The 13,370-nt window shown below is 52.0% G+C and carries 16 protein-coding genes; 3 read left to right on the forward strand and 13 right to left on the reverse strand.

The window, feature by feature from the left end; genetic code table 11:
• Positions 1-80: 80 nt before the first annotated feature.
• Positions 81-575, forward strand: coding sequence for a tetratricopeptide repeat protein (locus ACFSSA_RS11885; RefSeq protein WP_386820668.1), 495 nt, complete (start codon positions 81-83; stop codon positions 573-575).
• 69 nt (positions 576-644) lie between these two features.
• The gene (locus ACFSSA_RS11890; protein ID WP_386820669.1) at positions 645-1,079 is read left to right on the forward strand and encodes a Minf_1886 family protein; all 435 of its coding nucleotides are present in this window, start codon (positions 645-647) and stop codon (positions 1,077-1,079) included.
• A 19-nt stretch (positions 1,080-1,098) separates the two neighbouring features.
• Here the strand turns inward: ACFSSA_RS11890 and ACFSSA_RS11895 are convergent, their stop codons facing one another.
• The 11 genes from ACFSSA_RS11895 to ACFSSA_RS11945 form a co-directional block, all read right to left on the reverse strand.
• The gene (locus ACFSSA_RS11895; RefSeq protein WP_386820670.1) at positions 1,099-2,100 is read right to left on the reverse strand and encodes a hypothetical protein; all 1,002 of its coding nucleotides are present in this window, start codon (positions 2,098-2,100) and stop codon (positions 1,099-1,101) included.
• Positions 2,101-2,132: 32 nt separating this feature from the next.
• Positions 2,133-2,603, reverse strand: coding sequence for a GNAT family N-acetyltransferase (locus ACFSSA_RS11900; RefSeq protein ID WP_386820671.1), 471 nt, complete (start codon positions 2,601-2,603; stop codon positions 2,133-2,135).
• Between the two features lie 135 nt (positions 2,604-2,738).
• Complete coding sequence (gene tal / locus ACFSSA_RS11905) at positions 2,739-3,692, reverse strand: transaldolase (protein ID WP_386820672.1); 954 nt, start codon at positions 3,690-3,692, stop codon at positions 2,739-2,741.
• Between the two features lie 39 nt (positions 3,693-3,731).
• Positions 3,732-4,079 carry a VanZ family protein gene (locus ACFSSA_RS11910; RefSeq protein WP_386820673.1) on the reverse strand — a complete coding sequence of 116 codons (348 nt, stop codon included), beginning with the start codon at positions 4,077-4,079 and terminating at the stop codon, positions 3,732-3,734.
• Positions 4,080-4,218: 139 nt separating this feature from the next.
• Positions 4,219-4,491 carry a CopG family antitoxin gene (locus ACFSSA_RS11915; RefSeq protein ID WP_386820674.1) on the reverse strand — a complete coding sequence of 91 codons (273 nt, stop codon included), beginning with the start codon at positions 4,489-4,491 and terminating at the stop codon, positions 4,219-4,221.
• Between the two features lie 3 nt (positions 4,492-4,494).
• Complete coding sequence (locus tag ACFSSA_RS11920) at positions 4,495-4,773, reverse strand: BrnT family toxin (protein ID WP_386820675.1); 279 nt, start codon at positions 4,771-4,773, stop codon at positions 4,495-4,497.
• Between the two features lie 79 nt (positions 4,774-4,852).
• Positions 4,853-6,739, reverse strand: coding sequence for a 1-deoxy-D-xylulose-5-phosphate synthase (dxs, locus tag ACFSSA_RS11925; RefSeq protein WP_386820676.1), 1,887 nt, complete (start codon positions 6,737-6,739; stop codon positions 4,853-4,855).
• A gap of 22 nt (positions 6,740-6,761) precedes the next feature.
• Complete coding sequence (gene xseB / locus ACFSSA_RS11930) at positions 6,762-7,094, reverse strand: exodeoxyribonuclease VII small subunit (protein WP_386820677.1); 333 nt, start codon at positions 7,092-7,094, stop codon at positions 6,762-6,764.
• Between the two features lie 44 nt (positions 7,095-7,138).
• Complete coding sequence (locus tag ACFSSA_RS11935) at positions 7,139-8,941, reverse strand: ArnT family glycosyltransferase (RefSeq protein WP_386820678.1); 1,803 nt, start codon at positions 8,939-8,941, stop codon at positions 7,139-7,141.
• Positions 8,942-8,975: 34 nt separating this feature from the next.
• Positions 8,976-10,343, reverse strand: coding sequence for a sigma-54-dependent transcriptional regulator (locus ACFSSA_RS11940; RefSeq protein WP_386820679.1), 1,368 nt, complete (start codon positions 10,341-10,343; stop codon positions 8,976-8,978).
• A gap of 33 nt (positions 10,344-10,376) precedes the next feature.
• Positions 10,377-11,543 (reverse strand): sensor histidine kinase, encoded by a 1,167-nt coding sequence (locus ACFSSA_RS11945; RefSeq protein WP_386820680.1) that lies wholly within the window; start codon positions 11,541-11,543, stop codon positions 10,377-10,379.
• Positions 11,544-11,657: 114 nt separating this feature from the next.
• Between ACFSSA_RS11945 and ACFSSA_RS11950 the strand changes: the two genes are divergently transcribed.
• Entirely contained in the window at positions 11,658-11,867 is a 210-nt protein-coding gene (locus tag ACFSSA_RS11950; RefSeq protein ID WP_386820681.1) for a hypothetical protein, read from the forward strand.
• Positions 11,868-11,913: 46 nt separating this feature from the next.
• Here the strand turns inward: ACFSSA_RS11950 and ACFSSA_RS11955 are convergent, their stop codons facing one another.
• Both ACFSSA_RS11955 and ACFSSA_RS11960 read right to left on the reverse strand, forming a co-directional pair.
• A complete protein-coding gene (locus ACFSSA_RS11955) occupies positions 11,914-12,690 on the reverse strand; it encodes a thiazole synthase (RefSeq protein WP_386820682.1) in 777 nt (258 codons plus the stop codon).
• Positions 12,691-12,717: 27 nt separating this feature from the next.
• Entirely contained in the window at positions 12,718-13,329 is a 612-nt protein-coding gene (locus tag ACFSSA_RS11960; RefSeq protein ID WP_386820683.1) for an HAD-IA family hydrolase, read from the reverse strand.
• Between the last annotated feature and the right edge of the window lie 41 nt (positions 13,330-13,370).

Raw genomic sequence — 13,370 nt, forward strand, 5'->3', positions numbered from 1 at the left:
TTTGCGGGCGTTTGGATTTTGCTTTCAAGAGAAGAGTTTTTTCTTTTTTAGGCAGCTTAAAGGAAGAGCGAAGTTGCGCGATGGTGCAGGATCTGCTAATGGTAGGATCAATGGTTACCAAGCAGATTTTGAGAGCAGCATCGGGATGGTTGGAGTTGGGTATGCCCGATGACGCATTGGAAGAGCTGAAGTCTTTGGGATCGACCGGTAGCGGGCAGGAACGCCGTGCTCTGGAGCTGAAGCTTGCGGCGGAGATGGCGAAAGAAGATTGGACGGAATCTTCCAAAACCGCGGGAATTCTCTGTAGAATGGCCGTGGACGATCCCGAGTTTTTCCTGAGCGCAGCCTACTGCAATCATGAGGCAGGCAATACCGAAGAAGCAAAAAACTGGTTGATGAGGGGCCCGGACGTTCTCAATGAAATGCCGGTTTATCATTACAATATGGCCTGCTATCTGTGGAAGCTCGGCGAATCCGAGCGGGCAAAGAATCATTTGGCAAAAGCGGTGCAAATGGACGAGTCCTTTTTGGACTCGGCAAAACAGGATCGCGATCTTGTTGGAATGGAGCTTTGAGAAGGTTTCCCGCTCGCGTGCGCTGGAAAGCGCTTTGACAGCCAGAGCGCATTTTGGCAGCCTCGCGGAATGCAGCCCATTCATTTCGAGGAGTCAGTCGCATCCATTCTACAACGTGAGAGTCGATATGACGGGCAAGCGTATTTTTTTCTGAAAGATGCCCTCGATTTTACCTTGAAACGCTTCATGGAGTCCAGCCACGGGAAAGGGCGGCACGTGAGCGGTGAAGAACTTCTGGGAGGGTTCCGCGATTTTGCGATCGAGCAATTCGGCCCGATGGCGGTGACCTTAATGGAAGAATGGGGAGTGAACGAATGCCGCGATATAGGGAACATGGTGTTCCGCATGATAGAGGAGCAGGTCTTCGGTAAGCAGGATTCCGATAAACCCGAGGATTTCGAAGGTAGCTTTGATCTTAAATCCGCTCTACGCGAGCCCTTCGAACCAAAGGGCGTGAGAAACAATATCAAATCCCTAAAATCTAGCGGGACGCTTGCTAGCTGATAGAGATCGCGGGCAAAATCTACTGATCCGGATATAAAATTCCGGGATTTGGATTTGTCGACGCAAGTGGGATATTTGGAGCGGGTGCGGGAAAACTTTTAGGAGCCTTTGGGGTGCGGTCCGTATTCCATGCCAGATACGCGATTAATAGAACACCTAGAATACTGCCAAATCCGCAGGTGCATGCGGCAATCGCCCCGATGATGAAAGGGGCGACGCCGAGCATGATCAGGATCAGGGAAGATGGTTTGACCTCGAAATTCATGACCGCCAATCGCAATCGCGAACGAGCGACGAGCAATCCTATAAAGCAGAAGCTAGAGACCATCACTACTGCACAGAGATGGTAGAATATAGCGGAAGGCACGAGCCATCTGGACGTTTTTGCTAGATCCATCACCATGGCGGGACCAATCATTCCAATTCCGCCGCCGAGCAGAGTGCAGAACAGAAAGAGTATGAAAACCGAAGCTTTAGCGGCCATGTGTTTGAAGCCGGAAGCAGCAAGAGAGGCCGCCGCAATTATGGCTGCTACAGCCAAGACCGTCCCCGAATTAGCAAGCTCGTGCAGCCATTCAATTCCTCCAATAAAATAACGGATGATAATATAAGGAAGAAGAGAGACGAATGTTAAGAGACTAAGTCCCCAGAGCATAAGAAATTTTTCAAAGACGATTTGCCAGCGGCTGAGACTAGCTAGCAACAACAGCTCGTGGTTTCCTTCGTCGGTCTCCTGGGGCATAAGAAAGAAACCCGCGAGTGGCATCAGCAAACCGCAAACACTCATGGCAATCCACCAAAAATAGCCGACCTTGTCGCCCTCCCACTGTAAAACCGCAGGATTGCCGCTCGATAGATGATTGGACCCCAGCTGAAACTCCACCAAGATGGAAGTTGTCGCGAAAATGTGGATAAAGATAAACGGATAGATGAAGCTTGTCCGGCGCAAACTCTGCCGGAGCTCCTTGACGGTGATCGCGCCGAGCCGTTCCGGGAGGTTTGTATGTAGGCTGCTATCCACGGAGAAAATATCGTCAGAGAGTGTTTTGAGGACTATGGAAGTATGTCCCGGTAAACACCCGGATCGCTCCCGGGAATTTCGATCGCACCACAGTTTTTTTCATAGAATTCGCGTGGGCCTACGCCTCCGATGATTCCATAGGCGTAGCCAATTTGATGCAGAGACTCCAGAGACTTGAATAGCAACGCTTTGCCCAAGCCTGTTCCCCGGGCTGCTTCGATAACACCTGTGGGGCCAAAGAAAGCTTTTTGCGTCGTTTCATAACAAGAAAAGCCGAGAATTTCTTTGTCGCGGGTAGCGATCCAGCAGGATACAGGCTGGCGAGTCAAAGCGACTTCGATCTCGCTGGCCCATTTTTCCGAAAAATGCTTCTTACCAAATGCGGCAACGGTATGTTTTTCAAAAGCACGGGCGCGTCTGAGGGTGATTCCCTGTGCGGTTAATTTTTGGTAGAGCTCAGTGGAGTCCGGCAAATCATAGAGGCGCACAAGCATGTCGATCATCCATGAATCAAAGTCTGATTTTGCGGGAGCGCAAAGCGCGTAATTGTGGAAAATTCATCCACGGTCTCCGGTAAGAAAATGAAAAAGCCCCGGTAATGGTATACCGGGGCTTTGATGAACAATAATCTGGCGGATTTATAGCGCCTCGTTAACCAGTTTCTCAAGCTTCACGATATCCGCTGCGAAGTTACGGATACCTTGTGCGGTTTTTTCCGTCGCCATTGCATCTTCGTTGAGCATCAAACGGAAGGTTTTCTCATCCAGAGAGATTTTTTCCACAGGATCTTTGGCGGCGTTCTCCTGCGTGAGCTTCGCTTCCACTTCATCCTCGGATTCGGCCAGCTCGGCAAGGAGCCCTGGCGAGATTGTGAGGAGGTCGCATCCTGCAAGGGCAAGGATTTCTCCTTTGTTACGGAAAGAGGCTCCCATGACTTCGGTGTTGTAACCGAATTTTTTGTAATAATTGTAGATGGCTTTCACTGAGATTACTCCCGGATCTGCGTCGCCTTGGTAATCTTCACCGGTGTTGGCTTTGTGCCAGTCAAGAATACGACCGACAAACGGCGAGATCAGCTGCACTTTTGCCTCAGCACAGGCGACAGCTTGGGCGAAGGAGAAAAGGAGGGTGAGATTGCAGTGGATTCCCTCTTTTTCCAGAATTTCAGCGGCTTTGATACCTTCCCAGGTGGAAGCGATCTTGATGAGAACACGATCTTTGGAAATGCCTTCCTTTTCGTATGCGGAAATCAGTTCGCGGGCTTTATCAAGGGTGCCCTGGGTATCGAATGACAGCCGTGCATCGACCTCGGTGGAAACGCGACCCGGGACGATTTTTAGGATCTCCAGTCCGAAGAGGACAAGAATCCGGTCCAGCACCGCATTGGTGAGCGCTTGTCCGGATAGATCTCCACCCTTGAATTCTGAAATCGCTTTATCGATGAGGTGACGATATTCAGACTTGCTCGCCGCTTGAAGAATCAGGGAAGGGTTTGTTGTGGCGTCCTGCGGTTTGAAGGATTTCATCGCTTCAAAATCGCCTGTATCTGCCACCACGGTGGTGAATTTCTTAAGTTGGTCGAGTTGTGTCATAACGTGAAAACTCATATCACGCTTCGACGCAATTACATGTCAAATTTGGGACATTTTTGTAACCCGGGATGAAAAATTTCTAAATGGTCCATGAAAGCGGTTTGCAATGATGATCCCAAATAGTGCTCCGAATACATCGGCAAGCCAATCGAAGGGATCATTGCCGGAGCGCCCGGGTGTGAACGACTGATGGTATTCGTCTAAAACACCGATGATCGAGAGAGCGATCAGTGGAATTAGTAGATGCTTGGGCGTGGCTAGTCGGGTCGTCTTCTTAAGCAGCAGCCATGTGGCAAAAAGAATTCCGCCGAAAGAAAAATAGGAGAAGTGTAAAAATTTATCGAAATGAGGTATTTGAGGACCGCCGTCCGGTAGCGTTTTGCTCATTGAGGAGAGAATGTAGAGGGCAATCGCCCACACGAAAATTCCTGCCAACCATATCTTGGGCGACGAAATAAGCTTCAATACACTGCGGAGCATCATATGGCCAAGAGCGTCTCTGATGGGTTGGAACTTGGCGCTACTGCTAAGGGTTTTTCATCTCCTCTTCCAGACGCTCGGCCAGCCATTGTTTCATCATGGATTGATAATTCAGGAAGCGCGAGCGGGCGATACGTTTCAATCGGGAGAGCATCCGGGGATCGAACCTGAGGGTGATTGTGGTGGATTCCCGGGAATCGGCCTCATGAACGGAACCCGCCATGAGCTTGGAATCGAGTTCGTGTTCTTGCCAGAATGCATTTTCCGCGGCGTCGTCGTCAAAATCCGGAAGTTCTGACCAAGAGGTGATGATTTTCATAATTTAGCGAGTTTCGTTATAATTACGGTCATAGAAGCGGCGCTCCGCCTCCGCCATCTCACGGGCGGCGATGACGCGTGCGACTTTTCCGTCTGTGGTGAAGGCAATGAAGAGGTGTCTGTCTGCAATGGTGCGTCCAAGTGCGTAGTAGCGCGAGGCTCCATCGTCGCGGTCATTGTCAGGCAAAAATCGCACGGCAAAAGGATCTTCCAAAATCTCTTCAAGCTCCCCGGGCTTGATATAGCGGAGGTCGAAGGGGGCATCGATAAGGTCGAGTTCCATAGTGGTATGATTTGGGTGAAGAAGGGGGCATGCCAAATGAATTCGGAAAAGCCCTTATTCAAATTCGGAATAAGCTCTTTCAGTTATCAGTCTTGAGTCGGGAAAGGATTTTGTCGAGCGCAGCTTCGGGAGTGAGATGATGAAGGGCTTGGAGGGTATCGGGCTTGCCATGCTCAATGAACTCGTCCGGCCAGCCGATACGTTCCACCGGGGTCGGGATACCCGCGTCATGAAGGTGTTCAATGCAGGCCGCGCCGAATCCGTGCATCAGAACATGGTCTTCGAAGGTGCAGATGACTTTGCAGTTTCTCGCGACTCTTTCCAGCAATTCCGTATCCAGAGGCTTGATGAAACGTGGATTTACAAGTGCTACAGAATAGCCTTTTGCCTCCAGAAGTTCCTTCGTCCTTACCGCCATTTCAAAAAACGAACCAAGGCCGATTAGCGCCACATCATTGCCTTCTTGGACAAGTTCGCCTTTCCCCAGAATAATGGGGCTGACCTTTTCGTCCACAGAGACTCCGGTAATCACGCCACGCGGATAACGTATGGCGGTGGGGCCATCATCATATTTCGCCATCCAATTGAGCATCGCCACGAACTCCGCCTCATTGGCCGGCTGCATGTGGATAATGTTCGGAACATGACGGAGGTAGCCGATATCGAACAATCCGTGGTGCGTCGGGCCGTCATCGCCGGAGAGGCCGCCACGATCCATGCACAGGCGGACCGGAAGATTCTGCAGCGCGATATCGTGAATGATCATGTCATAGGCCCGCTGCATAAACGTGGAATAAATCGCGAGGAAGGGTCTTACTCCTTCGGTAGCCATACCGGCGGCGAAAAGCGCGGCGTGTTCCTCGGCGATGCCGACATCATAGTAGCGATCCGGCAGCTCACGCTTGAAGGTATCGAGTTTTGTTCCACCGGGCATGGCGGCCGTGATTGCCACGATACCCGGGTCATCGATGGCCAGATTCGTCACCGTCCGCCCGAAGATGTCCGAGCAGGTGGGTGAAGAGACTGTATCGGTGGAGCCGTCTTCGATCTTATACGCGCCCAGGCCGTGGAATTTTCCCGGATTGTCGAGAGCTGGCTGGTATCCCCGGCCTTTTTCGGTAATAATATGAAGCACCACCGGCTCATTGAGCGTTTTCAGGTGCTCGAAAGTTTTGACGAGCAAGGGCAGATTGTGACCATCTATCGGACCGAAATACCTCAGCCCGAATTTTTCAAAGAGAACGTTGGGGAAGATGAGATTTTTTGCTCCTTCCTCCACTTTGTGAGCAATTTTCCGAGCGGCTTTTCCGAGCAGTTTTTCCACGAAGTCAGCGGCGGAAGTGCGGACGGAGGAGTAGGTGGAGTGAGTCTGCAGAGCATTGAAATACCGGGCGATAGCTCCCACGTTTTTATCAATGGACCACTCATTGTCGTTGAGAACCACGATGAATTTCTTTGTGGTCTCCGCGATATTGTTCAGAGCTTCGAGCGTGGGGCCACAGGTAAACGCCGCATCACCTGCGACGGCCACCACGTGACTATCGCCACCGGTCAGATCTCTTGCCGCAGCCATGCCCAGAGCGGCGGAAAGACAGGTTCCGGCGTGACCGGCACCATAGGCATCATGCTCGGACTCGGAGCGTAGAAGAAAGCCATTGAGGCCCTTGTAAGTGCGGATGGTATCAATCTTATCAGCCCGTCCCGTGAGCATCTTGTGGACATAGCCCTGGTGTGCTACGTCGAAAACAAACTTGTCGGTAGGAGTGGAAAAAACCGTATGCAGCGCGATGCTGAGCTCCACTACTCCAAGGTTCGGTCCAAGATGACCGCCGGTGACAGATAGGCAATTGATGAGTGTCTCGCGCACCTCACCCGCAAGCTCCACCCGCTGCTCATCGGTCAGCTTTTTGACGTCATCCGGTGATTTTATGGATGGGAGTAGAGGTCCGGAAGTAGTCGGTCGCACGGATGGAGTGATATCGGGGGATTCAGAAGAGGCTGATGTCATTATCGTCGTCTAGGTCTTCGGAATTTTCGTCCGAAGCGTTAAGTGAATAGGGAAGCGGTTCTGCTTTGCCGGATGGCGCTGCCTCTTCGCGGTCTGTGAGAGTAATCAGCTCAATCCGGCGGCGTGCGCTTGATAGAACCGCTTCACAATGTTTCAGAAGTTTTGATCCTGCCTCGTATTGATCGACAAGGTCTTCCAGAGGGAGCTGGTCACCTTCCATGGACTCCACGATGTCTTCTATTTTCGCTAAAGCGCTTTCAAAGGAAAGCTCGCTCTCGGCACTTGCCGGATCTTTCTTCTTACGTGCAGGCATAGTTATAAATGAAATATTTCAGGAAAAACGCTCGCTCTCATCGATCAATTTTCGGTATCTGCGGCACGGAGGGCGCGATCCGAGTAGTAAACCATATCCATACCCACAAGAGTGGCGCGGAACGGATAACGCCGGGTAATTTCCTGTATCTTTTGATCTTTATCGTAGATCGACAGACCAGGTGGGTAAGTTGCCAGGAAGACCCTTCCATCAAGAACCAATGAGGCGAAATCTTTGTATTTGCTGGAGACTTCGCTAACATTCCCGGCGCCGTGCGAGGATGGGGAGATTAGGATACCGGCTACCGGAGTATCCAGTTCCTGGGCTTCTGTCTCAAGTGCTGCAAAATCGGTGCGGGAAGGCGGCAACCATATTGATACCCGGTCCGCATACCAGGCGACGGCCCACGGTTGGTCTGAAAAGCAGATTTGCTTTTCCGTAAGCCACTTATTGAGACCTAGGTTCAGCGCAGGAGCGTAATACGGAGGCCAGTGTGGAACACCGCCGCTGTCTTTGCGATCCAGGCCCACTCTGGCTCTCGAAGGCAGGGAGAGCAACAACGGCAGGGCGCAGAGAACGATGACGATCATGTGGTGGACATTTCTCAACATCGGCGCAGAACTCACAAGGGGTAGCCTGCTCCAGAGAATGGAGATGAACGCAAGGCCATAAGCGGTCATGACCGGAGCAAAAAGCAGATGTGTCTGGTTTGGATCAAGTGGCTCGGTGCTGATTCCAAAAATGGCGAGACCAAGCGCGGAGACCGAAAACATCAGCAAGATCGCCCAACGGAAATTTGCAATCGATGGCCGCTTGAAGGGATGCAAGAGAGAGATAAAGAATAGGGGTGCGACGAAGATCCCCCCCAGGAATGGAATGATATCGGAGCTCTGGAGCAACATCGTGCGCAGGATTGTGGAGAAAAAGCCGTTGTTAAGAAGGCCCGGAGGAGTCGGGCTGCGCATGACCATGTCTTCCTGGCCGCCTCCAATCCCGTTGTAGAGATTGAAAAACGCAGCACCGAAAGGAGTGCCGCTGATGCCGACGTTCCGCATCATCACAAAGATCGATGGGACGATGAGAATCGCCAGGATCGATATACCAACAATGCCGCGGGGACGGAAAGCCACCGCTGCGAAAATGATGTATCCGAGTGCGATCCAGACAGCTAGGAAATGCGTCATCGACAGCAGCGTGAAGAAAACGCCGGCGATAATTGCTGGTAGAAACGGCGGTCTCCCTTCTGTGGAATCCTCCACCGCACGATAGGTGAAATAAATCGCACAGCTGAAAAGGAGCAACATCAGCATCTGTGGCAGGCCACTGAGGGAATAATCCCAGAAAGTCTGGGAAAACAGCATGAGAATCGCCGTTACCCCCGCGATCTTCTCGTCAAAAATCCGCGATACCAGAAGGTAGCTGACTCCGATCGAAACCAGGAAACACAGCGTGGAGACAGTGGCGATTACCCGATCCAGGGGGAAAACCATCTCCTTTTCGCCCATCTGCCATTGCTCGGCATTATCACCCCCGACGAGTTTTAGCACCGCAGCGTTCAGCAAGGGATTGAGCGGAGAGTGATAAGTGTCTTTGAAATCGATGAATGAGACGGCACTTTGCTGGTGCTCTTTTGTTTGCTCGTAAGCTAGGGGACGGATCACTTTCGTGGAAAAGCCATTGCCGCGAGCCACTTCCCGCGCGATCTGGGCTTGGTCCATCGCATGCGGGGAATTGAGACCGCGAAAGAGCGTGAAAAGATTGCCCAGGGTAAGAATGATCAGGATCAGAAAAAACAAGCTCCTCCTGATAAGGATGCCGGGATCAAATTGGTTCTGTGCGTTACTCATGCGGGACTGAGGGGTATGCTAAAGACGGGGAAACTTAAAGCTCTAGTTCCTTGATTTTTCGCTGCAGTGTGCGGCGGCTGATCCCAAGAAGTTCTGCAGCCTGCGTCCGGTTGTCGCCGGTGCGGGCCAATGCCGCCCGGATTGCGTTTGTTTCCAATGCATGCAAATTCAGCTCTGTGGGAGCAGGAAGGATGATCTGGGTATTTTCGTGATCTTTCGCAGGGAGGTCGCGTTCCTCCCGGAGGAATGAGGGGAGGTGGGTGACATCAATAAAATCGTCATTGGACATGACAACCCCGTGCTCAATGGCAGTCCGGAGCTCCCGGACGTTACCCGGCCAATTGTAGGAGATCAATTGATGGATGGCGCGGTCGCTCAGGGGTTTCAGCGGTCTTTGGTTTTCCTCTGAAAACTCTTTGAGGAAAGCATTCGCCATGAGGACGATATCTTCCGGGCGTGCCCGCAGAGTCGGCATTTTGATGGATACGACATTCAAACGGAAAAAAAGATCCTCCCGGAACTTCCCTTCGTCGACCATTTGCCGCAGATTCCTGTTTGTTGCGGAGATGACCCGGACATCGACTTTGATTGGCGAGTTCGATCCCACTCTTTCGATGCTCCGCTCAGAAAGTGCACGTAGCAATTTGACCTGCGTTGCAGGATCGATCTCCCCTATTTCATCGAGAAAGAGTGTTCCGCCATCAGCTTGCTCGAATCTGCCGATGCGTTTTTGTGCTGCGCCAGTGAATGATCCTTTCTCGTGGCCGAAAAGCTCGGATTCCAGCAGCTGGGGGGAAAGTGCCGCACAGTTGACGATCACCAACTTTGAAGCGGGTCTTCCGGAAAGATGATGGATCGCATTCGCGACAACTTCTTTACCGGTTCCCGATTCGCCTTCGATCAAAACTGTGGCCCGGGTCGGCGCGATCTGCTCAATCAGTTCCGTCACCTGCTTGATCTCCTGGGAACGGCCAATCAGACGCGAAAGATTGTTGCTTTTCTTAACCTGCTTTGTGAGCTGGACGTTTTCGATCTCCAGATTTTGCGAGCGTAGAGCACGCTTTAGCAGCATCTCCACTTCATCCAGATTCAGCGGTTTGGTGACGAAGTGAAACGCGCCTCTCCGCATTGCTTCTACAGCGGTATCGACTGAGCCGTATGCCGTCATCATCAACATAACAGGTGGTTTGGGGAGCTTCGCCGTTGCATCGATGAGATCCATTCCAGAGTCCCCACCAAGCCTGAGATCGGTAAGGAGGAGCTGGATCTCCTCGCTTTTCAGGATCATCATCGCCTCGCTGTTGTTGGCAGCAGTGTAGACATCAAAATCTTCCTCCAGAGCACTGCGTAGCCCTTCGCGGGTGGCGCGTTCGTCATCGACTATGAGGAGAGTGGGGAGCATGATGAGGATTTTTTTGGAAATGAGAACGAGTGTTTAAAAATCGATAATGGGCGATGGCAGCAAACGCGGAGACGGAGCCGTATGGGGCAGGTGGATCAGGATCGCGGTGCCTTGATCCAGCTGGGATTTGATTTCGATTTCACCTCCGTGTTCACGGATGATACGGCGGACAATCAAGAGACCGAGCCCGGTGCCGGATGATTTTGTGGTGCGGTAGGGTTCAAAGAGGCTGCCCATGTTTTCCGGAGGAATACCGGTGCCGTTGTCCGAAATAGAGATGATGAAGTCGGTCTCTGTGGAGGTCGTTTTGATCCGGATCAATCCGTCGTCTCCGGAGATGGCCTGGTAAGCATTGCGAAGAAGATTATAGAAAACCTGCTGGAATTGATCCGGATCCAGTAGAGCAGGCGGCATTTTCTCAGAAAGCTCCAGATTCACAGCGATTCCACGCGAGACAATTTCCGGCTCCAGTAAAGTCAATGTCTGGCGGAGTATTGAGTTTAGATCGCGCGATTCCCGCCGTGGTGTGGTTGGCCGGACAGCCTGTAAAAATTGTTTGAGGATCGTGTCCAGGCGCTTGATTTCCTGGCGGGCGGTTTCGACATGCCCGGTGAGATGCTTGCGATCCGCTGGAGCAAGTTTGCGTAGCTTGCGGTTCAAAAGCTGGAGATGGATGTCCAGGGAATTGAGGGGATTACCGATCTCATGAGCCACTCCGGCGGCAAGCAAAGTCAACGCATTGAGGCGTTCGGACTCCAGGTTTTCCTGGGTTTCCGCATGACTGGAGGTGGTATCACGGATCAGCATGACATGACCTAGCGGCATCTCGTAGTTTTTTGGATCGTCGATGGGTGAAAGGTAGAAATTCAGCATCCGGTGCTCCGGATAGAAGATTTCCACATCACGGTAGACCGCTTCCTTGGAGCCGCTGAGTGAGATATTCTCGATTCCCCGGATTTTTTCAGAAATCTTCTCCCCAAGTGCTTTTGCTGGATCGAGGCCGAAGAACTGGCTTGCCGCGCGATTGAGGAATGTGATTTTTCCTTCCGGATCAAGAATGATCAAGCCTTCCTGCAGAGCCTCGAAAACGTTCTCCAGAAAGCCTTTTTCCTGGATCAGGCGAGTTACAATTTGCTGGATCTCACCCGGCTCCACCCGATCGATGCGGGCTACAAGTTTTTCTAAAAAACCAGACTTCACGGGGCGATGCTGAAGGGAATGGAAGCCGATGGCGAACGGAAATTCATGAAGCTTTGGGGTTGCTGTTATGAAGCGTCGGGATTATCAAAAACTTGGTTAACCACCTTCTATCCTATGCTTATTCTCATCAAAATCGCCCTTGTCCTTTTTATGATCGCTTGGATGGGGTTCGCGGTCTGGTTGCTCGTAAAATATGAAAGGCTGTTCGGCTTCCATCCGGATGACCCTGCGGAAACCGAGGGCGCACGCTCGCTGAACATGACCCAAATCTGGTCCTGCTGGTTCGGCATTTTTGCCATCGCCGGTTATTTTTTGTTCAAGTAATCCCGAAGCTCCGGCCCTTGCGATTGCAAGGCTCAACCCTGATTACTCAGCCTTGATTCAAAAAGGCGGTGAGCGGACTTGTGGCGCTGGCTGTCGAGCTGGGTGCGGGGAGCCCAAGCTCATAGGCGGCGCGACCTGCCTCGACAGCTTGTCTGAAGGCGATTGCCATTTTTGAAGGATCGGATGCGATGGCGATGGCGGTGTTTACCAAAACGGCATCCGCACCGAGTTCCATTGCTTCCGCCGCATGACTTGGAGCACCAATTCCAGCGTCCACCACAACGGGCACGGTGGCTTGATCGATAATGATCCGGATTTGATCCCGCGTGGTAATGCCTTTATTGGTCCCGATCGGGGCGCCGAGGGGCATCACCGTGGCGCAGCCAGCCTCCTGAAGGCGCTTCGCCAATACCGGATCCGCGTTGATGTAGGGAAGGACCTGATAGCCTTCTTTTACCAGAACTTCCGCCGCTTTGAGCGTTTCGATCGGATCCGGCAAAAGGTAGGTCGGATCCGGATGAATCTCGAGCTTGATCCATTTCGGAAGGCCTGCGGAATGGGCGAGACGTGCGAGGCGCACCGCTTCCTCCGCGTTCATTGCTCCACTGGTATTGGCAAGGAGCAAGTATTTTTCAGGGTCAACAAAGTCCAGGATATTGGCGAACTTGTCCTTATTGCCGGACAGGTCGGCACGGCGCAGGGCAACGGTTACAATTTCCGTGCCGGAGCTCGCCAGGGCATCGCGCATGGCTTCATTGGATGGAAATTTACCGGTGCCGAGAAAGAGACGGGAAGAAAAGGTGCGGTCTGCGATTTTTAACATTGCGTGAGTTATTCTATGAAAAGCGGATTAAGTGAGTGAAAGCCTGCCCATCTCTACTGCCAGCCAGGCTTCGAAAGCCGGATGATTGTTCAAATCGTATTGATGGCTGCGGAAGCCGAACTCATTGCCAGTGCGGATGTTGGCGGGAAGGTCATCGATGTAGAGTGTTTTTTCCGGCACAAGTGAGTATTTCTCGATGGCATGCTGGTAAATGAGTGGCTGTGGCTTGATTGCATCCACTTCAAAAGAGAGGATTGAACCGTGAAAAATAGAAAATTCCGGGTATTTCTGGAAAATCCATGGGCAATGGATGCCATTGGTGTTCGAGAACAGGATCAGCCTGTGGCCATCGGAACTTAGCTTTCTGGCAGCCGCCCACATAGCATTGTTTGGGGTGAAAATATTCTGCCAGGAGGCGTGGAAGTCCTCGATTGTGGCAGTGGTTTCCAGCGTTTCGATCGCCCATTGCGTATAGTCGCCCACGGAGATTTTCCCTGCCTCAAATTCGTCCTTCTTTTCGATAAGCTTTGCCAGGGCCTCACGTGGTGCGGGATGATCGGGAGGCAAAAGGGTGACCAGTGAACTTTCGAAATCGAAGTCCAGGAGAACTTTGCCAATATCGAATAAGAAATCTGCCATTGGATAATTAGGATTGGGCGGCGGTTGGTGGAGCAAGCGCC

The organism is Luteolibacter algae (genome assembly GCF_042683045.1).
In the GTDB taxonomy this organism is placed as follows: domain Bacteria; phylum Verrucomicrobiota; class Verrucomicrobiia; order Verrucomicrobiales; family Akkermansiaceae; genus Luteolibacter; species Luteolibacter algae.

Excerpts from the sequence above, each read along its gene's own strand:
- ACFSSA_RS11915 (WP_386820674.1), bottom strand. The coding sequence starts at position 4,491 with ATGAAAATCATCACCTCTTGGTCAGAACTTCCGGATTTTGACGACGAC.
- xseB (WP_386820677.1), bottom strand. The coding sequence starts at position 7,094 with ATGCCTGCACGTAAGAAGAAAGATCCGGCAAGTGCCGAGAGCGAGCTT.
- ACFSSA_RS11950 (WP_386820681.1), top strand. The coding sequence starts at position 11,658 with ATGCTTATTCTCATCAAAATCGCCCTTGTCCTTTTTATGATCGCTTGG.
- ACFSSA_RS11885 (WP_386820668.1), top strand. The coding sequence starts at position 81 with ATGGTGCAGGATCTGCTAATGGTAGGATCAATGGTTACCAAGCAGATT.
- tal (WP_386820672.1), bottom strand. The coding sequence starts at position 3,692 with ATGACACAACTCGACCAACTTAAGAAATTCACCACCGTGGTGGCAGAT.
- ACFSSA_RS11920 (WP_386820675.1), bottom strand. The coding sequence starts at position 4,773 with ATGGAACTCGACCTTATCGATGCCCCCTTCGACCTCCGCTATATCAAG.
- ACFSSA_RS11935 (WP_386820678.1), bottom strand. The coding sequence starts at position 8,941 with ATGAGTAACGCACAGAACCAATTTGATCCCGGCATCCTTATCAGGAGG.
- ACFSSA_RS11955 (WP_386820682.1), bottom strand. The coding sequence starts at position 12,690 with ATGTTAAAAATCGCAGACCGCACCTTTTCTTCCCGTCTCTTTCTCGGC.
- ACFSSA_RS11900 (WP_386820671.1), bottom strand. The coding sequence starts at position 2,603 with ATGATCGACATGCTTGTGCGCCTCTATGATTTGCCGGACTCCACTGAG.
- ACFSSA_RS11960 (WP_386820683.1), bottom strand. The coding sequence starts at position 13,329 with ATGGCAGATTTCTTATTCGATATTGGCAAAGTTCTCCTGGACTTCGAT.
- ACFSSA_RS11940 (WP_386820679.1), bottom strand. The coding sequence starts at position 10,343 with ATGCTCCCCACTCTCCTCATAGTCGATGACGAACGCGCCACCCGCGAA.
- ACFSSA_RS11890 (WP_386820669.1), top strand. The coding sequence starts at position 645 with ATGCAGCCCATTCATTTCGAGGAGTCAGTCGCATCCATTCTACAACGT.
- ACFSSA_RS11910 (WP_386820673.1), bottom strand. The coding sequence starts at position 4,079 with ATGAGCAAAACGCTACCGGACGGCGGTCCTCAAATACCTCATTTCGAT.